This window comes from Bradyrhizobium sp. Ken51 (assembly GCF_055807435.1).
The window spans coordinates 155,233-179,120 of the sequence record NZ_JBVVPB010000010.1 but is presented as its reverse complement, the minus strand read 5'-3'; the positions used below and the strand labels follow the sequence as shown (position 1 = coordinate 179,120).

The 23,888-nt window shown below is 63.3% G+C and carries 22 protein-coding genes; 12 read left to right on the top strand and 10 right to left on the bottom strand.

Features of this window, described 5'->3' with window-relative positions:
• Positions 1–18: 18 nt before the first annotated feature.
• Positions 19–1,065, top strand: coding sequence for a 2,5-dihydroxypyridine 5,6-dioxygenase NicX family protein (locus tag AC0L27_RS18970; RefSeq protein WP_473319991.1), 1,047 nt, complete (start codon positions 19–21; stop codon positions 1,063–1,065).
• Here the strand turns inward: AC0L27_RS18970 and AC0L27_RS18965 are convergent.
• The 5 genes from AC0L27_RS18965 to AC0L27_RS18945 are packed head-to-tail and all read right to left on the bottom strand — an operon-like array spanning position 1,062 to position 6,768.
• Positions 1,062–2,054 carry a 3-hydroxybutyryl-CoA dehydrogenase gene (locus AC0L27_RS18965; RefSeq protein ID WP_473319989.1) on the bottom strand — a complete coding sequence of 331 codons (993 nt, stop codon included), beginning with the start codon at positions 2,052–2,054 and terminating at the stop codon, positions 1,062–1,064. The genes AC0L27_RS18970 and AC0L27_RS18965 overlap by 4 nt on opposite strands.
• A gap of 3 nt (positions 2,055–2,057) precedes the next feature.
• On the bottom strand, positions 2,058–3,146 hold the full coding sequence (locus tag AC0L27_RS18960; RefSeq protein ID WP_354210220.1) for an NAD/NADP-dependent octopine/nopaline dehydrogenase family protein: 1,089 nt from the start codon (positions 3,144–3,146) through the stop codon (positions 2,058–2,060).
• Positions 3,143–4,666, bottom strand: a complete 1,524-nt coding sequence (locus tag AC0L27_RS18955) for a class I adenylate-forming enzyme family protein (protein WP_473319987.1) — start codon at positions 4,664–4,666, stop codon at positions 3,143–3,145. The genes AC0L27_RS18960 and AC0L27_RS18955 overlap by 4 nt, the downstream gene beginning before the upstream one ends.
• A gap of 2 nt (positions 4,667–4,668) precedes the next feature.
• The gene (locus AC0L27_RS18950) at positions 4,669–5,958 is read right to left on the bottom strand and encodes an acyl-CoA dehydrogenase family protein (RefSeq protein WP_473319985.1); all 1,290 of its coding nucleotides are present in this window, start codon (positions 5,956–5,958) and stop codon (positions 4,669–4,671) included.
• Positions 5,959–5,970: 12 nt separating this feature from the next.
• Positions 5,971–6,768 carry an alpha/beta fold hydrolase gene (locus AC0L27_RS18945; protein WP_473319984.1) on the bottom strand — a complete coding sequence of 266 codons (798 nt, stop codon included), beginning with the start codon at positions 6,766–6,768 and terminating at the stop codon, positions 5,971–5,973.
• A 212-nt stretch (positions 6,769–6,980) separates the two neighbouring features.
• On the opposite strand from AC0L27_RS18945, the gene AC0L27_RS18940 reads away from it, so the two are divergent.
• The 4 genes from AC0L27_RS18940 (at position 6,981) to AC0L27_RS18925 (ending at position 12,374) form a co-directional block, all read left to right on the top strand.
• Complete coding sequence (locus tag AC0L27_RS18940; RefSeq protein WP_354210216.1) at positions 6,981–7,742, top strand: SDR family NAD(P)-dependent oxidoreductase; 762 nt, start codon at positions 6,981–6,983, stop codon at positions 7,740–7,742.
• Positions 7,743–7,785: 43 nt separating this feature from the next.
• Entirely contained in the window at positions 7,786–8,622 is an 837-nt protein-coding gene (locus tag AC0L27_RS18935; RefSeq protein WP_354210215.1) for an enoyl-CoA hydratase family protein, read from the top strand.
• A gap of 94 nt (positions 8,623–8,716) precedes the next feature.
• Positions 8,717–11,068: a bifunctional salicylyl-CoA 5-hydroxylase/oxidoreductase gene (locus tag AC0L27_RS18930; RefSeq protein ID WP_473319982.1), complete on the top strand. Its 2,352-nt coding sequence runs from the start codon at positions 8,717–8,719 to the stop codon at positions 11,066–11,068.
• A gap of 55 nt (positions 11,069–11,123) precedes the next feature.
• On the top strand, positions 11,124–12,374 hold the full coding sequence (locus AC0L27_RS18925; RefSeq protein ID WP_275169809.1) for a flavin-dependent oxidoreductase: 1,251 nt from the start codon (positions 11,124–11,126) through the stop codon (positions 12,372–12,374).
• A gap of 2 nt (positions 12,375–12,376) precedes the next feature.
• Here the strand turns inward: AC0L27_RS18925 and AC0L27_RS18920 are convergent, their stop codons facing one another.
• Together AC0L27_RS18920 and AC0L27_RS18915 are read right to left on the bottom strand one after the other, a co-directional pair.
• Complete coding sequence (locus AC0L27_RS18920; protein ID WP_275169810.1) at positions 12,377–12,832, bottom strand: cupin domain-containing protein; 456 nt, start codon at positions 12,830–12,832, stop codon at positions 12,377–12,379.
• A gap of 28 nt (positions 12,833–12,860) precedes the next feature.
• A complete protein-coding gene (locus tag AC0L27_RS18915) occupies positions 12,861–14,036 on the bottom strand; it encodes an ABC transporter substrate-binding protein (protein WP_275170192.1) in 1,176 nt (391 codons plus the stop codon).
• Positions 14,037–14,048: 12 nt separating this feature from the next.
• Between AC0L27_RS18915 and AC0L27_RS18910 the strand changes: the two genes are divergently transcribed.
• From AC0L27_RS18910 to AC0L27_RS18895, 4 genes are all read left to right on the top strand, one after another.
• Entirely contained in the window at positions 14,049–14,297 is a 249-nt protein-coding gene (locus tag AC0L27_RS18910) for a hypothetical protein (protein WP_473319980.1), read from the top strand.
• Positions 14,285–14,803, top strand: a complete 519-nt coding sequence (locus tag AC0L27_RS18905) for a MarR family winged helix-turn-helix transcriptional regulator (RefSeq protein ID WP_275169811.1) — start codon at positions 14,285–14,287, stop codon at positions 14,801–14,803. The genes AC0L27_RS18910 and AC0L27_RS18905 overlap by 13 nt, the downstream gene beginning before the upstream one ends.
• A 146-nt stretch (positions 14,804–14,949) precedes the next feature.
• Positions 14,950–16,641: a benzoate-CoA ligase family protein gene (locus AC0L27_RS18900; protein ID WP_275169812.1), complete on the top strand. Its 1,692-nt coding sequence runs from the start codon at positions 14,950–14,952 to the stop codon at positions 16,639–16,641.
• Between the two features lie 15 nt (positions 16,642–16,656).
• On the top strand, positions 16,657–17,121 hold the full coding sequence (locus tag AC0L27_RS18895; RefSeq protein WP_275169813.1) for a RidA family protein: 465 nt from the start codon (positions 16,657–16,659) through the stop codon (positions 17,119–17,121).
• 46 nt (positions 17,122–17,167) lie between these two features.
• On the opposite strand, the gene AC0L27_RS18890 is transcribed toward AC0L27_RS18895, so the two are convergent.
• Positions 17,168–17,896 (bottom strand): CBS domain-containing protein, encoded by a 729-nt coding sequence (locus tag AC0L27_RS18890; protein WP_275169814.1) that lies wholly within the window; start codon positions 17,894–17,896, stop codon positions 17,168–17,170.
• Between the two features lie 20 nt (positions 17,897–17,916).
• On the opposite strand from AC0L27_RS18890, the gene AC0L27_RS18885 reads away from it, so the two are divergent.
• Both AC0L27_RS18885 and AC0L27_RS18880 read left to right on the top strand, forming a co-directional pair.
• Positions 17,917–18,507: a hypothetical protein gene (locus tag AC0L27_RS18885; protein WP_473319978.1), complete on the top strand. Its 591-nt coding sequence runs from the start codon at positions 17,917–17,919 to the stop codon at positions 18,505–18,507.
• Positions 18,504–20,354, top strand: a complete 1,851-nt coding sequence (locus AC0L27_RS18880) for a PHA/PHB synthase family protein (protein ID WP_473319977.1) — start codon at positions 18,504–18,506, stop codon at positions 20,352–20,354. Before AC0L27_RS18885 ends, AC0L27_RS18880 begins: the two co-directional genes overlap by 4 nt.
• Here the strand turns inward: AC0L27_RS18880 and AC0L27_RS18875 are convergent.
• Together AC0L27_RS18875 and AC0L27_RS18870 are read right to left on the bottom strand one after the other, a co-directional pair.
• Positions 20,351–21,322, bottom strand: coding sequence for a CHAD domain-containing protein (locus tag AC0L27_RS18875; RefSeq protein WP_473319975.1), 972 nt, complete (start codon positions 21,320–21,322; stop codon positions 20,351–20,353). The genes AC0L27_RS18880 and AC0L27_RS18875 overlap by 4 nt on opposite strands.
• A gap of 12 nt (positions 21,323–21,334) precedes the next feature.
• A complete protein-coding gene (locus tag AC0L27_RS18870) occupies positions 21,335–22,861 on the bottom strand; it encodes a bifunctional aminoglycoside phosphotransferase/ATP-binding protein (protein WP_275169818.1) in 1,527 nt (508 codons plus the stop codon).
• 195 nt (positions 22,862–23,056) lie between these two features.
• On the opposite strand from AC0L27_RS18870, the gene AC0L27_RS18865 reads away from it, so the two are divergent.
• A complete protein-coding gene (locus tag AC0L27_RS18865) occupies positions 23,057–23,887 on the top strand; it encodes a universal stress protein (RefSeq protein WP_473319973.1) in 831 nt (276 codons plus the stop codon).
• The last annotated feature ends 1 nt before the right edge of the window (position 23,888 follow it).

Genomic DNA, 23,888 nt, shown 5'->3' with positions numbered 1-23,888 from the left:
AAGACCGGGGAGTAGACCATGCTGGCTGATCGCATCGAGGCAAAATGGATCGACGCATTTTGCGAGATTTTTGAGCGATGCGCCGTCAAGGCCGGCGATACCGCGGCGATCCTCTCGGAAACCCAGTCACGTGCGTTGAATGTTCATCTGGCGGAGCTCGCGCTGCTGCGGATGGGCGCGCGACCGTTTCACGTGGTCATGCCGACCCCGCGTAACCGGAATATCGTTCCGGTTCGCTCGACAGGTGCAAGCGAGGCGATCCAGCGGCTCGGTCCGGTCATCACTGCGCTTCAACAGGCCGGCTTCGTGGTGGATTGCACCATCGAGGGCCTGATGCATGCGGTCGAGACACCCGAGATCCTCAAAGCCGGCGCGCGTATCCTGGTGATCTCCAACGAGCATCCCGAGGCGCTGGAGCGAATGGTGCCGGATCTGGCGCTCGAGAAGCGCGTTCGCGCAGCGGCGAAGATGCTGCGCGGGACCAAGCGGATGCGGGTGACGTCAAAGGCCGGCACGGCGCTCGACGTCGATATGGTCGGCGCGTCCACGGTCGGCGTGTGGGGCTGGACGGACAAGCCCGGTACGCTGGCGCATTGGCCCGGCGGCATCGTCGTCAGCTTCCCCAAGAGCGGAACGATCAATGGAACGCTGGTGATGGCGCCCGGCGACATCAACCTGACCTTCAAGCGTTACCTGACGTCGCCGGTGAAGATGACGCTGAAGGACGATTATGTCGTCGGGCTGGAAGGCGAGGGCACCGATGCCGCAATGATGCGTGCCTATCTTGCCGCCTGGGGCGATCGGGAAGCCTATGCGGTATCGCATGTCGGCTTCGGCATGAATCCGGCCGCGCGCTACGAGGCGCTGTCGATGTATGACCAGCGCGATACCAACGGCACGGAAATTCGCGCTGTGTCCGGCAACTTTCTGTTCTCGACCGGTGCCAACGAATTCGCCGGCCGTTACACGGCGGGCCATTTCGATCTGCCGATGATGGGAACGACGATCGAGCTCGACGGCGTCGCGGTGGTGCGTGAAGGGGTGCTGCAGGACGCCTTCGGCTAACCGCGATCGAGCACCGGTGGCCGCGCCAGGTCGAAGTGCCGGAGCAGGTCGACCATGGCCTGAAGCCGTTTTGCCCGGTAGGCGTCGATGTCGAGGCCGGAATAATCGAGAAAGCCTGCACCTGTGCGCAGGCCGATCCGGCCCTCGTGCATGTTCCGCGAAATGACCGCCGGCGCACGATAGCGGTCGCTGCCGAGTGCGCCTTCGAGATAGCGACTGGCATAGTAGAGGATGTCTCCGCCGCCCCAGTCGATGAATTCGAGCAGCCCAAGCACGGCGTAACGGAAGCCGAAACCGTAGCGGATCGCCTTGTCGATGTCTTCTGCGCTGGCGACGCCTTCCTCGACCATGCGCGCGGCCTCGTTCATCGCCAACGCCTGGATGCGCGGAACGATGAAGCCGGGCGTCGCCGCGCAGACCACCGGCACCTTGCCGATGCCTTCGAGCAGCGCCTTGACCTCGTCGATGACAGCGGGATCGGTGGCTTTACCGGGCGAAACCTCGACCAGCGGAATCAGATAGGCCGGATTGAGCCAGTGCACGTTGAGGAAGCGGCGAGGGTTCACGATCGCGCCCGAGAGATCGTCGACAAGAATGGTCGAGGTCGTCGATGCGATGATCGTATCGGGGCCGACTTGTTTTGAGGCCGCCCCCAGCACATCTCGCTTGAGCTCGACGACTTCGGGAACCCCTTCAAAGACTATTCCAGCATCGGACAGTGCCGCACCGCTCTGGTTGGCCGGCACCACCGAGACCCGCGCGATCAGCGGATCGACATCCGCCTCGGCCAGTAGCCCCAGCTTCGACAGGCTGGCAAAGGTCGTCGTGACTTCGCCGAGCGCATCTGCCTCCAGCCTGGCGAAATCTTCCACTGAACGGGCCTTGATGTCGATCATCGTGACCTTATGCCCCGCATAGGCAAACGCGACGGCGATGCCGCGCCCCATGCGGCCGGCACCGAGACAGGCGATGGTGGCTCGGCTGGTCATCGGTCAAAATCCCCCGCGAAGAAGCGTCTGCAAATCGGCCTTGCCCAGATTGCCGAGCCCCAGCGTCTCGAGGGTTCGGCCGCCTTGCGCAAAATCCTCACCGCAGATTGCGCCGCCAATGGCCAGGAATGCCTTGGCCAGCGGCGTAGCCACGCCCGCTAGGCCGGCGACGGAGACCAGCAGCGATAGCCCAAGCCGCAAATCTTCTCTCATGTAGCGGTGCTCGGTCAGCATGATCCGCTCGCGCCAGTCGCCGGAATCGGTCAGCCGGTCGTGCGAGCCGCGGCCGTACATCCAGATCTCGCCTTCCTTGGCATAGTGATGGGCGAGCGGAAAATGCGGTGCGCCATATCCGAGCGCCTCACGGACGGCGATCCGTTCGGCGTCGAGCGCGTCGGTGACCCTGCGAATCGCGGCTTGCGTTCCTTCCTTGTGGATGTCCCACTTTTCGAAATGCTCGATCGGGCCTGCATTCATCACGATCAGCGGCGGATGGATAATCGGGCCGGCGTTCATCAGCGCACCGGAGAGAGCATCTCCGCACGGCTCGACCGCGCCGGGGAAAGCTTGTCCGATCACCTCAAGTGCGCGCGGCGCCTGATCGAGCGGGAAAACGCCGACCGGCAGCCGCTTGGCGCGGATGGTGATCGCGATCTCGAACGGGCCGTGCTTGCGGGTCAGCCAGGGCAAGGTCCCGGTTTCGGCAAAGCACGCCTTGGCGCGGTTGCCGGCATCCCGCGCAGCCTGGGCGAAGATGATCGAGCCGAATGTCGCCGGCGGCAGAAACACGACCTGTCCGTCCCGCAGATGTGGAGCAAGCAGGCGCGCAATATCAGTCTGCGCGAAGGCGGGGGCGGGGCAAAGGATCAGCTCCGCGCCGTTGACGGCTTCGGCGATGCCGGTCGTGACCAGCGCGAGCTTGACGTCGTGAGAGCCGTTATGATCCTTCACCAGGATGCGCGAGCCGGCGGCGCGATGTGCTGCGACCTGATCCGCGTCGCGGCGCCAGAGCCGGACCTCATGTCCCGATAGCGCAAAATCGCCCGCGGCCGCGAAAGAGCCGTTTCCCCCACCCAGAACCGCAATCCTCAAGATGCTTCTCCTTGCGCGCGCGATTGCGCATCAAGCTGCTTCAGCAGGAAATGCTGGACCTTGCCCAGCGCCGTGCGCGGCAGGTCGGTGACGAAAACGATGTCACGCGGAACCTTGTAGCGGGCGAGTTGTCCCTGGAGATGCACTTTCAACGCGTCTGCTTCCAGTCGAGCGCCGGATCGCCGGATCACGTAGGCGATGGGCACCTCGTCCCAGCGTGGATCGGGCCGGCCGATCACCGCGCATTCGCTGACATCCGGATGTTCGAGCAGGACGCGTTCGACCTCCGCCGGATAGACGTTCTCGCCGCCGGAAATGATCATGTTCTTCTTGCGGTCGCGCACCCAGAAATAGCCGTCCGCGTCGCACAGGCCGATATCGCCGGTACGATACCAGCCGTCGTGCAGCGCATCGCGCGTGGCGTCCGCATCGCCCCAATATTCGAAGAACACGTTGGGCCCGCGCACCGCGATCTCTCCCGGCGCGCCCGCCGGCACCTCGCTGCCGGCGGGATCAATCACTCTCGCTTCGCAGCACAGGCCGGCAAGTCCAGTCGATCCCGCACGAGAGAGATCGCCACCAAGCCGGGTGTAGACCGCAATCGGGCAAGTTTCCGTCGAGCCGTAGACCTGAAGCACCGGGACGCCACGCGCGACGAAGCGGTCGATCAGATACGGCGGCACGATGGTCGAGCCGGTCGCGACGGCTTTGAGCGACGAAAGGTCGGTCGTGGTCCAGGCGGGATGCTCGCTTACGGCCTGGATGATCGCCGGCACCATCACGGTCAAGGTTGGCCGCTCCCGTTCGATGGCTGCAAGCGCGGTGTCCGGCGTGAAGCGTGCGTGAACCGTGACCATCGCGCCCAGGTGGAGCGCCGCCGTGGTCTGGATGTTGAGGCCACCGACGTGGAAGAATGGCAGCAGCGTCAGCACATGGTCATCGGACGTCATGTTGTGCATGTGCTGGCTCATGACGCCGTTCCAGAACAGCGCCTCCTGGCGCAGCACCGCGCCTTTGGGCCGTCCGGTCGTTCCTGACGTGTAGACAATGAGGAGCGGGCAGGAGAGATCAGTGTGCGGGTTGCGGCCGGTGCCCTCACTGCGAGCCAACAGGTTTTCGAACGTCGTGCCGCGGGGCGGCTCGAAATCGAGCCCGACAATTGCAGTCCCCTCGAGCTCGGCGAGGATCCTCTCGAAGGCCTGCTCGAGCACCAGGACCTTGGCGCCGGCATCGGTGAGAATGAAAAGCTGCTCGGCGATAGCCAGCCGCCAGTTCAGGGGCACCAGCATCGCGCCGAGCCGCGCGCAGGCATAGAGCAGAACCAGATAGTCCGGCCGGTTCAGACTGAGGATCGCAACGCGGTCGCCCCGGCCTACGCCGAGCTCCTGCTTCAATGTCGCCGCCGTCCGTTCGATGCGTGCAGCGAACGCTGCATAGCTCAACCGTTCGCCTTCGAAGGCAATGGCTGTCTTGTCTGGCGCGAACGCCGCGTTGCGATCGATCAGACTGCAGATGTCCACCGTCAGTCGTCCGTTTCGCCGGCCTCGTACAGCGCCTCGCGCCCGATCCGGTCGAGGCAGAGCTCGGCTGTCCAGGGCAACATCAGCGAGCCGCAGCGGCTGTCGCGATAGATCCGCTCGAGCGGCAGCGACCGGAGCATGGCCTGACCGCCGCAGGTACGGATCGCGAGCGCGGCGAGCTCGTTGGCGCCCTCCATCACCGAATATTGCGCGGCATAGGCGCGCAAGATCTGCTCCTTGCTCGGATTGGCGCGCGCCTCGGTGACCGCCTGGAACCAGATCGCCTTGATCTGCTCGAGCTTGATCTGCATCTGCGCGACCGCAATCTGCTTGGTTGGATACATCCTGCGCTTGACCGGCGGCATGCCCGGTACTTCGCCGCGCAGATAGCGCACGGTGAAGTCATAGGCGGCTTGCGCCAGGCCCATATAGGTCGGCGACAGCGTCAGGAACATGTGCGGCCAGCGCATCGCGGCCTGGAAATAGACGCCCCGCGGCATCAGCGCCGAATCTGCCGGCACGAACACGTCCTTGAACAGCAGCGTGCGCGAGACCGTTCCGCGCATGCCGAGCGGATCCCAGTCGCCGACGACCGAAACGCCTTCCGATTTTGCGGGGATGGCGAGGTAAAGCGTATTGCGGCGCGAAGCCTTCTCGCCTTCCTCGATCTCGGTGCAGAGAACGCCGTAATAGTCCGCATGGCCGGAGAGTGATGCAAAGATCTTTTTGCCGTTCACGATCCAGCCGCCGGCGACCGGCCTTGCTTCCGTGCCGAAAGCGACTCCGCCTGCCGCTGCCGCACCGCCCTCCGAGAACGGCTGCGAATAGATCGCGCCGTCCTCGACGATACGCTTGTAGTGGACTGCACGTCGCCCCTCGTGCTCGGCGCGGGTCTCTGCATCCATGTCGAGATCGTCGGCGAGCGGGCCCGACCACAGCGTCGAGCAGACGTGCATGTTCCAGGTGAGCGCGGTCGCGCCGCAATAGCGGCCGATTTCGGCTGCCGCCAGCGCATAAGTTTGATAATTCGCCCCGAGCCCGCCATGCTTCTTGGGCACGGCGATGCCGAGCAAGCCGACGCGATGCAGGTCGCGATAGTTCTCCGACGGGAAGATCGCCTCGCGGTCGTAAGTCGCGGCGCGGCCAGCGAACACGCTCTGGCCGATCTCTCGCGCGCGCGCGATGATGCCGGCCTGCTCGTCGCTCAGTCGGAATGCAACGGGATCGAAGATCGGCGCATCCAGCGCGACCTTGTCAGTCGCGCCGATGTTCTTGCTGACTTGCATGGTCATTGCGCAGTCATCCTACGTTTTGGTCGCGACGGAATTCAGGAACCGGCCGAGGGCCTCGTCAAAGGCGTTGGGGCGTTCGAGGTTGGCGAGATGGCCGACAGAGTCGAGTTCGACATATTCCGCGGAAGGAATGTAGGTCGCCGTCTTCGCCATCATTGGCGCTGGCGCGTTGTTGTCCTTGGAGCCGGACAGCAGCAGCGTCGGTATGGAAATATCCTTGAGGGTGCTGCGCTGGTCGAAGCCGATCAAGGCCAGCATCATGGCGCGATAGCTCGTCTCGGGCACGCTTGCCATGCACTCGCGTGCAAGCTCCATTCCCTTGGGATCAGGATCGTCGCCTACCAGTTCCCTCACCAGAGAGGGCGCCAGCGACTTCATCGTTTCGCCGCGATCGAGCGGCCCGAGCCGTGCGGCGATAAACGATTTCTGCCAATCGCCGTCGGCCTTGCCGAACGCCGGGCTGGTCTGCGCCAGCACGATCGCGCGCGCCAGTTTCGGGGATTGCACCAGCCATTTCTGGACGATCATGCCGCCGATGGAATGGCCGACCAGAATTGGCTTGCTCGCACCAAGCTGCTCGATGAAGCGCTGAAGCGCATCCGCCAGGGCAGCGATGCTGACGCTGGCGAGCGGCGCCGATCCGCCATAGCCCGGCATGTCCCATGCAATCGCGTGGAAGCGGTCGCCGAATGTGGCAAGCTGCTGTCGCCAGGCCCGTGCCGCACCGCCGATGCCATGCAGGAAAATCAGAGGTGTTCCGCCCGGATCGCCCGCGGCTTCATAGGCGAAGCGGCCGTCCTTTGTTATCATTGGCGCAGGCTGCGACACGCGACATCCTTTTGCTCGGCCCTTCGATGCTAACAGGCCTGTGAGGGATGGGAAGAGATAATTTTATACTTAAAGCAATTCAGGCCGTCTTCTGCATGCGGCCGTTCGCGAGGCCGAGTCGAGCTTTGTTTGCAAAAGTTTGAAGGTTAAAATATATCGAGAGAGCGATCAGCAGAATGCAAGGAAGCCAGCGCATGTCCGGATTACCGCATTCGCCGCACGCGCTGGTGACCGGTGGCGGTCGCGGCATTGGTCGCGCCATCGCGACAGCGCTCGTCAAGGCGGGTGCTACTGTGACCGTCCTTGGGCGGAACGCTGCGACGCTTGAAGAGGCTGTCGGCGCAGGGGCAGCGCATTTTGCGGCCGTCGCCGACGTCTCGGACGAAACCTCAATGAACGCCGCCATCGCTCAAGCGAGTGCGCGGCAGCCGATCGATATTCTGATCGCCAACGCGGGAAGTGCCGAGTCGGCGCCGTTCGCCAAATCCGACAGCGCCCTGTTCGCGCGCATGATGGACGTCAATTTCATGGGCGTGGTCCATGCTGTCAGCGCTGTGCTGCCCGGGATGAAGGATCGTCCCTATGGCCGTATCGTCGCGATCGCGTCGACGGCGGGGCTCAAGGGATATGCCTATGTCAGCGCGTACACCGCGGCCAAGCACGCTGTGGTCGGTCTCGTGCGGTCCCTTGCACTCGAGATGGCTGGCAGCAACGTGACCATCAACGCAGTGTGTCCCGGTTTCACCGACACGGATCTCGTCGCCGGCAGTATCGAGAATATCATGAAGAAGACGGGGCGTAGCCGCGAGCAGGCCATTGCCGAGCTCGCGAAACATAATCCGCAAGGGCGATTGATCTCTCCACAACAGGTCGCGGATGCCGTGCTCTGGCTGTGCGGCGAGGGCGCCGGCGCAATCACCGGGCAGGCAATCGCCGTTGCCGGTGGTGAGATTTAGCGCGCATGGCAAAGGCGCGGAGCAAGCAAGCCAAGGAGATCGCATGAGCAGACCAGCCAATCCCGTGACCTTACCGCTTGCGGACTATTCGCCGCAGCATTTCCTGCTGGCCGTCGTCGATGGTGTTGCAACAGTCACGCTCAATCGTCCGGAACGGAAGAATCCGTTGACCTTCGAGAGCTATCGCGAACTCACCGATTTCTTTCGCGCTTGCGCGTTCGACGATGCGGTCAAGTCCATCGTCGTGACCGGCGCTGGTGCCAATTTCTCATCCGGCGGCGATGTGTTCGAGATCATCGGGCCGCTCGTGAAGATGGACACCAAGGGGCTGACGGCGTTTACGCGGATGACCGGCGACCTCGTCAAGGCGATGCGGGCCTGCCCGCAGCCGATCGTTGCCGCGGTTGAAGGCATCTGTGCCGGCGCGGGCGCGATCATCGCCATGGCGTCGGACATGCGGCTTGCTGCCAGCGGGGCCAAGGTTGCATTCCTCTTCAACAAGGTGGGCCTTGCCGGTTGTGACATGGGCGCCTGCGCGATCCTGCCGCGGATCATCGGACAGTCCCGCGCTTCCGAGTTGCTCTATACCGGCCGGTTCATGACCGCGGAGGAGGGCGAGCGCTGGGGCTTCTTCAGCCGCCTCGTCACGCCGGAGCAGGTGCTGCCCCAGGCGCAAGTGCTGGCCAGGCAAATCGCGGAAGGACCGACCTTCGCCAACACCATGACCAAGCGGATGCTGGCCATGGAATGGGCGATGTCGGTGGAGGAGGCGATCGAGGCGGAAGCCGTTGCTCAAGCGCTGTGCATGACGACCGCCGATTTCGAACGGGCCTTCGAGGCCTTTGCCAACAAGGTCAAGCCGGTCTTCAGGGGCGATTAAGCCGGGCTTTGCCGCAGGCCTGCCGCAATGGGGACTTGCGTGAAATTATTTTAGGCTTAAAATAGTTTCGCCGGGTTGAATTGGCGAGGCTCCCATGAAAGTCGCGATCATCGGTGGCGGACCTGCGGGTCTCTACGCTGCAATCCTGCTGAAGAAGCAGCGGCCGGGCGCCGAGATCGCGGTGTACGAGCGCAATCGCGCCGACGACACCTTCGGCTTCGGCGTGGTGTTCTCGGACGCCACGCTCGATAATTTCGAGAAGCACGACCTTCCGAGCTATCGCCGCATCACCCAGGAGTTCGCCTACTGGGATGACATCGCCGTGCACTTCCGCGGAACGGTCCATCGGGTCGGCGGCAACGGCTTTTGTGGCTGCTCGCGGCAGAAGCTGCTCCTGATCCTGCAGGCACGCGCGCGCGAATTGGGGGTCGTCCTGAATTTCGAAGCGGACGTCGAGGACGAATCCCGCTTCGCTGACGCGGATCTCATCCTGCTCGCGGACGGCATCAACAGCCGCTTCCGCGACAAATACGTCGATCATTTCGTGCCGGAAGTCGACCTCCGTGCCAACAAGTTCGCCTGGATGGGCTCGACCAGGCCGCTGGATGCCTTCACCTTCATCTTCCAGCAGACGGAGTGGGGGCCGTTCATCGCCCATGCCTATCAATATGAAGCCGGACATTCGACCTGGATTTTCGAGACCGATCCGGAGACGTTTGAACGCGCCGGGCTGACGGGGTTGAACGAGACCCAGTCCGCTGCGCGAATGGCGGAGATCTTCGGCTGGTTCCTCGATGGGCACCAATTGCTCACCAACCGCTCGACGTGGCGCAACTTCCCGATGATCCGCAGCAAGCGCTGGGTCAAGGACAACATGGTTCTGCTGGGCGACGCCAAGGCGAGCGCGCATTTCTCGATCGGCTCGGGCACCAAGCTCGCAATGGAAGACGCGATCGCGCTGGCTGACGCCATGGAGAAGGCGCCCAGCATCAAGGCGGCGCTGGAGGTCTATGAGCACGGCCGCCGCGAAGAGGTCGAGAAGACGCAGCACGCCGCCGACGTCTCGCTGGTCTGGTTCGAGCATGTCGACCGCTTCTGGGATTTCGATCCTGTGCAGTTCGCCTTCGGCGTGATGACGCGCTCGAAGGCGATCACCTATGACAATCTGAAGCTTCGCGCCCCCGACTTCGTGGCGGAGGTCGAAACATCGTTTGCCAAGCGTGTTCGTGACAGCGGTTTCGACGTCGACACCAAGAAGCCGATGGTGCCGCTGTTCCAGCCCTTCCGGCTACGCGAGATGGAGATCGCCAATCGCGCCGTGGTGTCGCCGATGTGCATGTATTCGGCGAAGGAGGGCGTGCCGACCGATTTCCACCTGGTGCATTACGGCTCGCGCGCGATCGGCGGCGCCGGCCTGATCTTCACGGAGATGACCTGCGTTGCCCGCGACGCCCGCATCACGCCGGGCTGCACAGGATTGTGGAACGACGAGCAGGAGGCGTCCTGGCGGCGCATCGTTGATTTCGTCCATGCCAATTCAGCCGCAAAAATCTGCCTGCAACTGGGGCACGCCGGGCGTAAGGGGGCGACCAAGCTGATGTGGGACGGCATGGACCGTCCGCTGGACGAAGGCGGCTGGGAGGTGTTTTCCGCATCGCCGCTGCCCTATTTCCCCGACAGCCAGGTTCCGCGCGAGCTCGATCGCGCCGGCATGAACGCAGTGAGAGATGCTTTCGTCGCGGCGGCCGAGCGCGGCGAGCGCTGCGGCTTCGACATGCTCGAACTGCACTGCGCCCACGGCTATCTGCTTGCGAGCTTCATCTCGCCGCTGACGAACACTCGCACGGATGACTATGGCGGCTCGTTGGTCAATCGCCTGCGCTTCCCGCTCGAAATCTTCGAGGCACTGCGGGCCGCGTGGCCGTCGCACAAGCCGATGTCTGTGCGCATTTCCGCGACCGACTGGGCCGAGGGCGGCATCGGCGGCGACGATGCGGTGGCGATCGCGCGCGCGTTTGCCGAAGCCGGCGTCGATCTCGTCGACGTCTCGACCGGACAGACCGTGCGCGATGCGCAGCCGATCTACGGGCGCATGTTCCAGACGCCGTTCTCCGACCAGGTCCGCAATGAGGCGCGCGTGGCCACGATGTGTGTCGGCAACATCACGACGGCTGACCAGGCCAACACCATCCTGGCTGCCGGCCGGGCGGACCTCGTCGCGCTCGGGCGGCCGCATCTGGTCGATCCCTCCTTCACCATGAGGGCGGCGGCCTGGTACGGGGCGGACGACACGTTCTGTCCTCCGCAATATCTTCCCGGAAAAGATCAGATTTTCCGCAACAGCGTGCGCGACCGGCAGGATCTCGAGGAGCTGAGAATTAAGGCTAAGCCCAAGACCCGGGCCGAGCTCAAGGCGGAGGCGACAAAGCCGCTTGCGGCGGAGTGACCGCCCGTGCGAATTTGGCCGCATTGCCTGGTGTGTACCGAGTGGAGTGAGGGCGATGAAGGCGATTATCGTCGGTGGCGGTATCGGTGGTCTCACCACCGCATTGATGCTGCGCTCGCGGGGCCTCGCTTGCGAGATTTTCGAGCAGTCTGACACCATCCGCGAGCTTGGCGTTGGCATCAACACGCTGCCGCATGCCATGCGCGAGCTGGCAGGTCTCGGTCTGCTCCAGCAGCTTGACGATGTCGCGATCCGCACCGACCAGCTCTATTACCTCAACCGCCACGGCCAGGAAGTCTGGCGCGAGGCCCGCGGCATCGACGCCGGCCACGATGTGCCGCAATTCTCGATCCACCGCGGCCGCCTTCAAGGCGTCATCCATCGGGCGGTCGAGGAGCGGCTCGGGCCGGAGGCCATCCACACCGGCTGCCGCCTCGGCGCCTTCACGCAGGACGAGGGCGGCGTCACCGCTTACTTCTTCGACCGCTCAGGCGCACACATCCATACTGCGCGCGGCGACATTCTGATTGGTGCCGACGGCATCCATTCGCGGGTCCGTGACACGCTATTCCCGAGCGAGGGGCCGCCATGCTGGAACGGCCTGATGCTGTGGCGCGGTGCGCGGGATTGGCCGCTGTTCCTCACCGGCAAATCGATGATCGTCGCCGGCGGCCTCAACGCCAAGGTGGTGATCTATCCCATTGCGGAGGGATCGAGCCCGGCGAGCCGTCTCACCAATTGGGCGGTGCTGGTGAAGGTCGGCGAGGGCAATGCCCCGCCGCCGCGCAAGGAAGACTGGTCGCGGCCGGGCCGGCGCGAGGAGCTGATGCCGCATGTGGCGCGCTTTTCGGTGCCTTACGTCGACGTGAAGAGCCTGATCTCGGCCACGCCCGAGTTCTACGAATATCCGACCTGCGACCGCGATCCGTTGCCCTATTGGTCGTCGGGCAGAGTCACGCTGCTCGGCGATGCCGCGCATCCGATGTATCCGGTTGGCTCCAATGGCGCCTCGCAGGCCATCCTCGATGCACGCTGCCTCGCCGACGCGCTGGTGCGCGCCGAGCATCCGCGCCAGGCGCTGCTTGAATACGAGAAGAAGCGCCTGCCCATGACCGCGGACATCATCCGGTCCAACCGGCGCGGCGGCCCCGAGGGCGTCATCGACGCTGTCGAGCAGCTCGCGCCTGATGGTTTCGATAATGTCGACAACGTGCTGAGCTATTCCCAGCGCGAAGCCATCGTGCGCGGCTATGCCACCAAGGCCGGCTTCGCCGCAGTGCCGGGACTTGCGGCGGTGCGGGCGTGAATCTAGCCGCCGGGAGGCGGCGGCAGGAAGTGGATGTTGAACTCGGCGGCCATCGCCACCACGTCCTCGGGCTTCTGCTCCTTCATGTTGTGAAGGCCCCAGAACAGGTCGAACAGCTTGCGGGTCGGTGACACCCAGAACAGCACCTTCGCGGTCTGCTCCGATTTGTTGAAGATGCCGTGCGGCATGCCCATGCCGAGCCGGATCAGGTCGCCCGCGGTCGCCTGCGACTCGGAATTGCCGAGCATGAAATCGAGCTTGCCCTCCAGCATATAGAGATATTCATCCTGGTCGGGATGAATGTGCGGCGGCACGAACGTGCCCGGCGGCAGCGTCGCATGCCAGGAAAAGCTGTGCTCGGTGTTGCTCTTCGGCACATAGGTCTGGCCGAGGATGTTCCAGGAGATGCCTTGGATGCCCTCATTGGCCCGCGTGATGCCGGTGATTTCGCTCTTCATTGTCTCCTCCCTCGACGCGACCTGCGGCTTAGTTCGCCGCCTTGCAGTCCTTGGCGTAGCGGTCTCCGTAATTCTCGAAGACTTTCTGGACGATCTCGGTCTGGAACTTGCCGTCTGCGCGCTTGGCGACCTTGGTCAGGTAGAAGTCCTGGATCGGATAACCGTTGGTGTTGAACTTGAAGGCGCCGCGCAGCGAGGTGAAGTCGGCCTTTTTCAGAGCGGCCGCGACCGCGTCCTTGTTAGAGAGGTCGCCCTTCACGGCCTTGACGGCGCTGTCGATCAGCATCGCGGCATCGTACGCCTGGAAGGCATAGGTGCCCGGCACGCCGTTATAGGCGGCCTCATAGGCCGCGACGAACTTCTTGTTTTGGGGATTGTCGAGATTGGGCGCCCAGTTCGCGCCGCCGAACATGCCGACCGCCGCGTCCTGCTGCGCCGGCAAGGTCGATTCATCCACCGTGAAAGCCGAGAGCACCGGAATGCTGTCGGCGAGGCCAGCCTGCCGGTATTGCTTGACGAGATTGACCCCGAGGCCGCCCGGCATGAACGTGAAGAGCGCATCGGGCTTCTGTGACGAAATCTTGGAAAGCTCCGGCTGGAAGTCCAGCGTGTTCAGCGGCATGTAGGATTCTTCGACGATCTCGCCCTTGTAGTCGAGCTTGAAGCCCGCAACCGAGTCCTTGCCGGCCTGATAGTTCGGCACCATCAGATACATGCGCTTGTAGCCGCGATCCTGCGCGACCTTGCCGAGGATTTCGTGCACCTGATCGTTCTGATACGAGGTCACATAGAAGAACGGGTTGCAGTCCTTGCCGGCAAACGTAGAGGGGCCGGCATTGGGGCTGATCAGGAAGGTTTTCGATTCCGTGACCGGCCGGTGGATCGCCTGGAGGATGTTGGAGAAGATCGGGCCGACCACGAAGTCGACCTTGTCGCGCTCCAGAAGGCCCTTGACCTTGGTGACCCCTGCGTCCGGCTTCAACTCGTCGTCGACCACGACGACCTCGACATCGCGGCCGCCCATCTTGCCGCCGAGATCCTTGACCCCGAGCGCAAAGCCGTCGCGAACCTGTTGGCCGAGCGCAGCGGCGGGTCCCGAGAGCGTCACGATCACACCCAGCTTGATTTTCTCCTGGGCGAGGGAAGGGCTCATCGTGGTGCCAAGCAGCAAGGCGGCTGCGGCCAATGTCATTTGCGTCTTCATGATCTGTCCCTCGTGGCGATCGGTCTTGCGCTGCAAGCCGCTACTCCACTCCAAGTTTATGCCGATGATTGCTGCCGCGGCAAGCTAAGCTCAAGTCGTCATCCTGCGGGCAGCGGTGCATGCAAGCGGCGCGCCAATTATTTGAAGCCTAAAGAAATCGACGTGCGGTTGATTGTTGCGGCTTTAGGCTTGCAGCCGGCTTCGATTTATTTGAAGCTCAAAACGTTGGGAATCCCTGCCGGGCGCCAATGTCGGCCGTGAGTGACTGCATCAACATGCTCGATTCCGAGACCAAGGCCGTCGAAACTCCGGAGGATCACGCCGAAGAGCTTCGGCTGTGGCTGCGCCTCCTGACCTGCACGACCCTGATCGAGGGTGAGGTCCGTGGCCGGTTGCGGCAACGTTTCGACGTCACATTGCCCCGTTTCGACCTGATGGCGCAGCTCGACAGGGCGCCCGATGGCATGACGCTGTCCGACGTCTCCAAGCGCATGATGGTCTCGAACGGCAACGTCACCGGTCTCGTCGAGCGCCTCGTGGAATCCGGTCATCTCGACCGCCGCACGTCGGAGACGGACCGCCGCGTCCAGGTGATCCGGCTGACCAAACTCGGTCGCGCCGAGTTTCGCAGAATGGCCGCGGAACACGAAACCTGGATCGCAGATCTTTTCGCCGATCTGACGCCGAAGGATGTGCGCGAATTGATGCGGCTGCTCGCCAAGACCAAGGCATCGGCGCAGAAATCGGCCGGTCGCCGCCGGGCCTAGGCCGCGGCTGAGGCGCCCACCAATCCCATTTGCCGCCGGAAAAAGCACGGGATGCCCAAAATCCGCTATTGCGCGAAATTGCTTTAAGCCTAAAATGTTTCCGAGTTAGTGCTGCCGGGTGCTTTCCATGCTGAAAGGAGCGTGCGATGGCCAACGCCGCCAAGGTTCAAGTTTCGGGCTCGCGTGACGACAGTGCCGCGACCGCCCATGTTGATACATTCGCGCGGCAGCATCTTCCGCCGCGAGAGTTGTGGCCGGAATTCATCTTCACACGACCTGAACTGCAGTATCCGCCCCGCCTGAACTGCGTCAGCTATTTCCTCGACCGCTGGGTCGAGCAGGAACACGGCGACGCTCCCTGCGTGATCAGCCCTGCCGTCAGCTACACCTATCGTGAGCTGCAAACGCTGGTGAACCGCATCGCCAATGTGCTGGTCGGCAAGCTTGGTCTCGTCACCGGCGGGCGCGTGCTGCTACGCTCGGCCAACAATCCGATGATGGTCGCGACCTATCTGGCGGTGATCAAGGCCGGCGGCATTGTCGTGGCGACCATGCCGCTGTTGCGCGCCAAGGAGCTGTCCTATCCGATCCAGAAGGCGGAGATCACACTCGCGCTCTGCGATGGCAAGCTCGCCGACGAAATGGAGAAGGCGAAAGCGGCAGCCCCCGGTCTCAAGCGCGTCGTCTATTGGGGCAACGGCGCCGGCGACTCGCTCGAGGCGCTGATGGGGGATGCAAGTCCGGAGTTCAAAGCCGTCGATACCGCCTCCGACGACGTCTGCCTGATCGCCTTCACGTCGGGCACGACCGGCGATCCCAAGGGCACCATGCATTTCCATCGTGACATGCTCGCGGTCTGCGATGGTTACGCCCGCAACATCTTGCGCGCGGAGCAGAAGGATCGCTTCGTCGGCTCTGCACCGCTCGCCTTCACGTTCGGCTTCGGCGGCGTGCTGTTTCCGATGCACATCGGCGCCTCCTTCGTCGTGCTGGAGAAGACGGCGCCCGACGACATTCTGAATGCGATCGAACAGTACAAGACCACAGTCTGTTTCACCGCGCCGACCGCGTACCGGGCGATGATTGGCAAGCTTCCGGGCCGCGATATCTCCTCGCTTCGCAAATGCGTGTCCGCCGGCGAGACGCTGCCCAAGTCGACATTCGATGCCTGGCTGAAGGCGACCGGCATCAAGCTGATGGACGGCATCGGCTCGACCGAGCTGCTGCACATCTTCATCAGCGCGACCGAGGACGAGATCCGTCCCGGTGCGACGGGCAAGCCGGTGCCGGGGTATGAAGCGAAGATCGTCGACGATTCCGGCAATGATTTGCCGCCGGGCACGATGGGACGGCTCGCGATACGCGGGCCGACCGGATGCCGCTATCTCGCCGACGAGCGGCAGCGCAAATACGTCCAGAACGGCTGGAACATCACGGGCGACACCTATCTGATGGATAGCGAGGGCTATTTCTGGTATCAGTCGCGCTCGGACGACATGATCGTGTCGGCCGGCTACAACATCGCTGGCACGGACGTTGAGGCGGCGCTGCTCACGCATCCCTCCGTCGTCGAGTGCGGGGTCGTCGGCGCGCCGGACGAGGCGCGCGGCATGATCGTGAAGGCCTATGTCATTGCCGCGCCGGGTGTAACGCCTGATGCCGAGCTCGTGGCCGCGTTGCAGGAGCATGTCAAACGCGAGATCGCGCCATACAAATATCCGCGCGCGATCGAGTTCGTGACGCAACTACCGAAGACCGAGACTGGCAAACTAAAGCGCTTTGCCTTGCGGCAACTGGCGCAGACCGCGGTGGCGTCCTCCGGCGTCGCGGCGGAATGAGAGAAGGATAGAGAATTGTCCGTGACGCCGCCGAAAGGCCCGCACCTCGCGGTGCTGCCGACAGCAGCCGAGGATGAAACCCGCTCCAGGGCGCAGGTGCTGCAGCCGTCCGGTTGGCCGGTGCCGAAAGGCTATGCCAATGGCATGGCGGCCGAGGGACGCATCGTCGTCACTGGCGGCGTCATCGGCTGGGATGCCGAGGAGCGTCTCGCGGAGGGTTTCGTCGCGCAGGTGCGCCAAACCCTAGGCAACATCGCCGCGATCCTCGCGGAAGCCGGTGCGCAGCCCGAGCATTTGGTGCGCCTGACCTGGTACGTCGTCGACATGGACGAGTACCTGACGAACCTGAAAGAGCTGGGCAAGGCCTACCGCACCATCTTCGGTGCGCACTATCCGGCGATGGCGCTGGTTCAGGTCGTCCGCCTCGTCGAGAAGGCGGCGCGCGTCGAAATCGAAGCCACCGCCGTCATTCCGCGCTGAACTGCGATCGACGCGCGCTCAGCTTGCCTTGGTCAGCTTGCCTTGGTCAGCTTGCTTTGGCGAGGTCATCGTCTTCGGGCGAGTTCAGATATATTCCTGACATGGTGTCGACCCAGCAGAGATGGTCATGCACCTTCTTCACGCCGCTGACGTTCTCCGCTGCGACGACCGCGGCCTGTCGCGTGCGCTCCTCGGTGATGACGCCGCTGAGATGAACGATGCCGTCGCGGACGATGACGTTCAGCCCGAACGGGCACCAGTCGTTCTTCTCCATGGTATCGATGATGCGGCTGCGAATGTGATCGTCGTCCGCGGTCGGGTCGGGTACGTCTCGGGCGAGGTCCGCCACCGCCTGGAGCAGGTTCGCCCGCGACACGATGCCGACGATCTTGTCGCCGCGGATCACCGGCAGACGCTTAACGTTGTTGCGTTCCATGAGGTCGACGATCTCGGCAAGTGCCGTATCCTCGCTGATGGTCACCGGCGAGGGGGTCATTACCTCCGACACCTTGCGGCCGTGCTCGTGGACGAAATCGCCGGCCGATTTGCCGGATCCCAGAATGAACCGCAGCCAGCGCCCGCGCTTGCGTCCCGTGCCGATTTCGCTGCGGCGGATGAAGTCGCCTTCCGAGACCACGCCGACCAGCTTGCCGGCATCGTCGACGACGGTGAGACCGCTGACATGCCGCTTCAGCATGATGTTTGCCGCCTCGACGATGCCGGTGTCTGGGGTGACCGAGATGACCGACCGGGTCATGATCTGATGGGCGCGCATGGCGGACTCCGCTGATTGTGGTGACGTCTGAACTTGAGCTTAATCTCGGCATCGCGACTCGATTTGACGCAGGTCAATCGAGGAAAGTCGACTGCGATGGCTGGTTCGACTTGATGCAGCTCAACGTTCCCGGCTTGGCTGGCTGTACCCTGATGGAGAAGCACCCCTTGTGGGTGATCAGGAGGCTGATAGTGAGTGAGTTCGTCCAGTTGCAAGAGCCTGCGGCCGAATCATTGCCCTCCAATCCAATTGCAGGGCTGGCCAGCGCGAACCAGCGTGCGCTGGATACCGCATTTGGTGCGCAGCGGCTCATATTCGAAGAGGTCGTGTTCATGACCAACGAATTCGTGGATCGAACGCAAACCGAAACGCATTTATTTGCGGAGTTCGCGTCGAAACTGGCCGGCTCTCACTCCGTGAAGGATTGGACAACCATGTACCGCGAATGCAGTCAGCATCAGCTCGACTTCATTCGTCGCGACTGCGATCGGTATTTTCGGCATGGCGAGCGGGTCGCGGCAGCCATCTTCAGCATGCTCAATGAGCGGTCGCGGCTGACCAGCGCTGTCGCTGACGGAATATCAGAAGCCAATAAGAATATTCAGCCATGAACGTCACGCAGGCGTCGAATCTCCTGCTGGCCGGAGGGCAACTGACGTCCGAGCCGCCCGTCGATCTGGTAAAGGATTCCGCAACGCCCGCCGCGATCGTCCAGCAGCATCTTCCGGCTGCTGATTCGCCGCCCGTGCCCGAACCATACCCGCTCGATCGGGCCTTCCATGCGATGTTGGCGCGATTCACCGGTGGGATTTCGCCGTTAGCGCTGTCGCTCGCCTATCTCGATTGGAGTTCGCATCTTGCAGCAGCACCGCAGCGCCAACTGGAGAGGGCGCGCGACATCGTAGGGGACACCAGCCGGTATTTCGACGCCCTCGCGCATGCCGCTGCACCAGGCCAAAACCCCTGGTCGGTGATCGAGCCACAGGCGAAGGACCGCCGCTTCGCAGCGCCATTGTGGCAAAGCCCGCCTTTCAACCTGTTGGCACAATCGTTTCTCCTCGGAGAACGGTGGTGGCACGATGCTGCGACGGGTGTGCGTGGTGTCGCCCCCACGAATGAAGCAATCGTCGAGTTCTCGGGACGCCAGATGCTCGACATGCTTGCACCATCGAATTTCGCGGCCACCAACCCCGAGGTCCTTCAGAAGGCCTTCCAGAGCGGGGGAGAGAATTTCGTACTCGGCTGGCAGAACTGGTGCAGGGACTTGATGCGCATGCTCCCTACGAGGGAGCCGGCAGGCGACGAACAGTTCGTTGTCGGCAAAACCGTCGCGACGTCGCCCGGCAAGGTCGTCTATCGGAACGAGTTGATCGAGCTGATCCAGTATCATCCCACCACCGAAACGGTGCGGCCCGAGCCGATCCTGATCGTGCCGGCATGGATCATGAAATACTACATCCTCGACCTGTCGCCGCGGAACTCGCTCGTCAAATATCTGACCGGCGAGGGCTTCACCGTATTTGCGATATCCTGGCGCAATCCGAATGCTAGCGATCGCGACGTGGCGTTTGATGACTATCGCACATCGGGCGTCCTTGCTGCGCTGGATGCGATCGCCTGCATCTTGCCGCGCCGGAAAGTTCATGCGCTTGGCTACTGCCTTGGTGGCACCTTGTTGTCGATCGCGGCGCCCGCGATGGCACGCGACGGCGACAATCGGCTGAAGACAATCACGATGCTTGCTGCGCAGACGGATTTCACCGAAGCGGGCGAGCTGACGCTTTTCATCAACGAGAGTCAGGTCTCGTTTCTGGAAGACATGATGTGGGAGCGGGGATATCTCGATACGACGCAGATGGCCGGCGCTTTTCAGCTGCTGCGCTCGAACGATCTGATCTGGTCGCGGCTCTCGCACAATTATCTGATGGGGGAGCGGGCACCGCCGAGCGACTTGATGACCTGGAATGCCGACGCCACGCGCTTGCCCTATCGCATGCATTCTGAATATCTGCGCAAGCTGTTCCTCAGCAATGATCTGGCTGAAGGTCGCTATCGCGTCGACGGCAAGAGCATATCGCTCTCCGACATCCACACCCCGATGTTTGTCGCCGGCACGGTCAGGGATCACGTGGCGCCGTGGCCATCCGTCTACAAGATTCACTATCAGGTCGATGCCGATGTGACCTTCCTGTTGACGAGCGGAGGTCACAACGCCGGCATCGTCGCGCCTCCCGAGGAGCCCGGGCACAGCTACCAGGTCATGACCAAGGCGGAGGATGCGCCCTACGTCGACAGCGACGAATGGCTGAAACTGGCCCCGCATGCGAAGGGTTCGTGGTGGCAAGAATGGTCCAGATGGCTGACTGCCCGCTCTGGTGAACTCGGTGAGCCGCCACGGATGGGGTTTGGGAACGTCAACAGCCTGCCCGACGCGCCGGGAGACTACGTCCACACCTAATCTTCAGGCTCCGCATTCGGCGCAAGGTCGGCGGAGCGGAACGGCTTGGCCTTGTCCAGTTTCCGGTAGGCGTTCGAGGCGATCCGCAACAGTTTCCTTTCGCGCTTGCGGTTGAGGAAGCGAATGCCCGCCTCGGGGATGGCCTCGTTCAACGACGCCGCCAGGGTTTGCCCTCGCGCATCGTCGTTCAATTGCCCGAGGGACTTTTGCGCCTTGCGCAATTGCTTGAGGATCGACTTCTGCTTGCTCAGCGAATCGTCGGCGAACAGGTCCTCCAGCGACTCGATCGAATAGGTCAGCCGCTTGTTGAGAAGCCGCAGCTTGTGCCGTTTCTCGACGTCAAGCTTGCGGAGCTTTCGTGCTTTCTTGAGCAACGTCTTTTGCCATTCCGTGAGTTTCGCTGTTGCGTGGTCGGCGAGCGTGCAGCGGCGTAGCCTGATGGCTCCCTTGCTGCGCCGGGTCGACCACGGGCCGCTCTCGATCCAGGCTGACGTCTGCTCGACGAGCCGGCGATATCGCGAGGATTGCAGCGCGCGCGCCAGCAAGCGGTGGCTCTCGGTGCGCTTCTCGTCCCAGTGCCGGAGCTCGGCAATCACGGTCAACTCGCCGCCACTCTCGGCGATGACCCGCTCGATTGCAACGTCGAGGTCCCGTACCATGCCGAGCTGGCTGTTCAGCCATTTCAGTTCGGTCCAGACCTCCGGCCGTACGGCGTCATCGACCGTCGGTGAGAAGAAGCGGATGGCGGTGCGCAGATGCGTCAGTGCAATCCGGATCTGGTGCAGCGCCTCGGGATCGCCGCGGCAGGTGCCGTCATGCTGGGCAAGAACGGCGTCGAGGTGACGGCGGGCGATGATCCGGAAGGCCGTGTCGCAGGCCATGCCGGGGCTGAGGCGGCCGGGCAGGGCATTGCGCCTCGCCGCAGGCTTGACGCGCGCGGCCGTCGAATTCGTGCTGGGTCGCGCCATTTGCAGATTGCCTTACTTGCTCTCGGCGATCGCGTCCCGGCAGTTCTGGAGCGTCTGCTCTTGCGTCCCGGATGCATCGATGGTCGCCCAACCGACATGGCCGATATTATAGTGCTCTTGCAGCGCGGCAACCTCTTGCGTGGCGTCGGATGCGTCGCCCCGGCGGCCGCCGATCCGCGCCTGCCGGGTCGCGAGATCCGCAACCAGAAACAGGCCGCTCAGCGGCACGTTGCACTCGCGCGCCAGTGTGGCGACGGCGTCTCGCTCGTCCTCACGGGCGAACACGCCGTCGATGATCGCGGAATGGCCTTGCGCCAGCACCCGCCCGGCGTGCTGAGCCAACATGTCGTAAACGCGGGCCGTGACCTCCGGCGTGTACGCGGATGCCGGCAGCCGGTCCGTGTCCTCGACCCCGAACATCTGCTTGCGGACGAGGTCGCTGCGCAGCACGACGGCCCCCGGCTGCGGCGTAACGTCCGGCGCGAGCGCGCGTGCCAAAATCGTCTTTCCGGTGCCTGATAATCCGCCGATTGCAATCAGCCGGGGAGCAGGCGGCTGGATTAGCGCGCCGGCGAGGCCAAAATAGCGCCGTGCACCGTCGAGAATGCCCGTATCATGGGGATGCGGCGACTTCAGCCGTGCCAGCGCGACCTGGGCGCGGATTGCCGCCCGGATGGACATGAACAGCGGCATGGCGGAGAGCGCGTCGAGATTTTCGGTCGGCGTCACGGCGAGATAGCGGTTCAGCACGATGTTGGCCGCGCGTGGCTGATTGTGGTGCAAAAGGTCCATCAATCCGAATGCGAGATCGTAGAGCACGTCGGTGGTTGCCATCTGGGGGTCGAATTCGATGGCGTCGAACAGCACCGGCTGTTCATCGATCGACACGATGTTCGCAAGATGCAAGTCGCCATGGCAGCGGCGCACGAAGCCTTGACGGCCGCGCTCTTCGAGCAAAGGCCGGAGGCGGAGGAACATTGCGTGCGAGTCTCTGCCGAGTTCTGCGATCTCTCCAGCTTCGAGATGGTTGCCCGTCCGCAGGCCATTGCTGTTGCCATCGATCAGGTCGGTGATGGAGGACACCCATGCCTTGCCGTCGGCGCGAACAGCCTGCGCATGCGAAGCCACGATCGCGTCGGCGACAGCCGAGGCAAGATTTGCATCCAGCGGGCCGGCCTTGGCCAGATGATCCAGCGTCCGGCTTTCGTCGAAGCGCGACATCTCGACTGCATACTCGATCGGCCGGCCGCTTCCGTCGACCTTCACCGATCCATCGGCTTCTTCCGTGATCGCCACAACGCGGTGATAGATCTGCGGCGCCAGCGGCCGGTTGATCCTGATCTCCTCTTCGCACGCCGCCTTGCGCTTCTCGAGCGTCGAATAATCGAGGAACGGAAATTGCACGGCGCGCTTGATTTTCAGCGCGCGCCTGCTTTCGAGAAAGACCGAAGCTGCGTGCGTATCGATCCGCCTTACGTTTGGATGATCCGCGGTGAGTGCCGCAAAGATCCGGTCCTGGGTCGCAGAATCGTCTGTCATTCCAACTGGTACGTCCAGATGCGTCGGAAGGCGGCTCGCCCCCGCGATCAGGGTAATCCATAGAAGCAGATCGCGGCCAGTCCTTGACTTCGGTCAACGGCTGTCTCCCTCAGACCGGTCGAAGTTCCCGGGGCTTGACGAGGATCAAGCGTCCGGACCCGAGCCGGCCTATTCTGGCGCCTGAGGAGAATTCCGATGCCCATCAAGGACGTCTTTCTACCGCTCGTCGGTCAGCCGCGCGGCCCGGCCCTTGCTGCGATCGAGAAATGCGTGGCCGTTGCCGCCGACCTCGGCGCCAGGATCACCGCGCTTGCACTCGAGGAGGATGTTTTCGTGCGGCCGAAGGTGATGCTCCCCGATACGGCCGAGGCAAACGGCTCGCTAAGGGCGGGCGACATGCAGCATCTCCTGGATGCGTTCACCCGTGCAACCTCCCGCACCGGCATCCGCGCTCAAAGCCGGTCGGCCAAGGTGCCGGCAGAGCAGATCGCGTCAGTCCTGGCCGAACACGGGCGCTTCAGCGATCTCACCCTGGTCCCCGTGAAGCCGCACGACAGCCGAACCGAGCACATCATCGAGACGCTCCTGTTCGAATCCGGACGGCCCGTGCTGCTCTGCCCGGAGCCGCATCTGGACGAACTGCGCCCGGAATTCGAGAACATCATGATAGCCTGGGATCACTCCGCGCGTGCGGCGCGGGCGGTCGGCGACGCGCTGCCTATCCTTCAGGCAGCAGCCCTAGTCCGCGTGGTGACCGTGGCGGACGACAAGTCCGACGCGATCGTGCAATCCGGGACGGCTCTGGTCGATCACTTGAGGGAACACGGGGTCTACGCCTCGTTCGAAACCGTGGCGGGCGGCGGCAGCTCGATTGGCAAGGTGCTCGGAAGCTGGGCGAATTCCCATGCCATCGATGCGATCGTGATGGGCGCCTACCATCATTCGCGCCTGAACGAGATTGTTTGGGGCGGTGTGACAAAGACCGTCATTGGCGAGCCACCGTGCTGGGTTATGATCTCCTACTAGG

What these genes read in the sequence shown, in the direction of transcription:
- AC0L27_RS18950 (WP_473319985.1), bottom strand. Translation starts at nt 5,958, where the DNA reads ATGACCATGCAAGTCAGCAAGAACATCGGCGCGACTGACAAGGTCGCG.
- AC0L27_RS18890 (WP_275169814.1), bottom strand. Translation starts at nt 17,896, where the DNA reads ATGCGCGCCCATCAGATCATGACCCGGTCGGTCATCTCGGTCACCCCA.
- AC0L27_RS18870 (WP_275169818.1), bottom strand. Translation starts at nt 22,861, where the DNA reads ATGACAGACGATTCTGCGACCCAGGACCGGATCTTTGCGGCACTCACC.
- AC0L27_RS18865 (WP_473319973.1), top strand. Translation starts at nt 23,057, where the DNA reads ATGCCCATCAAGGACGTCTTTCTACCGCTCGTCGGTCAGCCGCGCGGC.
- AC0L27_RS18935 (WP_354210215.1), top strand. Translation starts at nt 7,786, where the DNA reads ATGAGCAGACCAGCCAATCCCGTGACCTTACCGCTTGCGGACTATTCG.
- AC0L27_RS18945 (WP_473319984.1), bottom strand. Translation starts at nt 6,768, where the DNA reads ATGATAACAAAGGACGGCCGCTTCGCCTATGAAGCCGCGGGCGATCCG.
- AC0L27_RS18940 (WP_354210216.1), top strand. Translation starts at nt 6,981, where the DNA reads ATGTCCGGATTACCGCATTCGCCGCACGCGCTGGTGACCGGTGGCGGT.
- AC0L27_RS18900 (WP_275169812.1), top strand. Translation starts at nt 14,950, where the DNA reads ATGGCCAACGCCGCCAAGGTTCAAGTTTCGGGCTCGCGTGACGACAGT.
- AC0L27_RS18965 (WP_473319989.1), bottom strand. Translation starts at nt 2,054, where the DNA reads ATGACCAGCCGAGCCACCATCGCCTGTCTCGGTGCCGGCCGCATGGGG.
- AC0L27_RS18880 (WP_473319977.1), top strand. Translation starts at nt 18,504, where the DNA reads ATGAACGTCACGCAGGCGTCGAATCTCCTGCTGGCCGGAGGGCAACTG.
- AC0L27_RS18925 (WP_275169809.1), top strand. Translation starts at nt 11,124, where the DNA reads ATGAAGGCGATTATCGTCGGTGGCGGTATCGGTGGTCTCACCACCGCA.
- AC0L27_RS18915 (WP_275170192.1), bottom strand. Translation starts at nt 14,036, where the DNA reads ATGAAGACGCAAATGACATTGGCCGCAGCCGCCTTGCTGCTTGGCACC.
- AC0L27_RS18970 (WP_473319991.1), top strand. Translation starts at nt 19, where the DNA reads ATGCTGGCTGATCGCATCGAGGCAAAATGGATCGACGCATTTTGCGAG.
- AC0L27_RS18930 (WP_473319982.1), top strand. Translation starts at nt 8,717, where the DNA reads ATGAAAGTCGCGATCATCGGTGGCGGACCTGCGGGTCTCTACGCTGCA.
- AC0L27_RS18920 (WP_275169810.1), bottom strand. Translation starts at nt 12,832, where the DNA reads ATGAAGAGCGAAATCACCGGCATCACGCGGGCCAATGAGGGCATCCAA.
- AC0L27_RS18905 (WP_275169811.1), top strand. Translation starts at nt 14,285, where the DNA reads ATGTCGGCCGTGAGTGACTGCATCAACATGCTCGATTCCGAGACCAAG.
- AC0L27_RS18875 (WP_473319975.1), bottom strand. Translation starts at nt 21,322, where the DNA reads ATGGCGCGACCCAGCACGAATTCGACGGCCGCGCGCGTCAAGCCTGCG.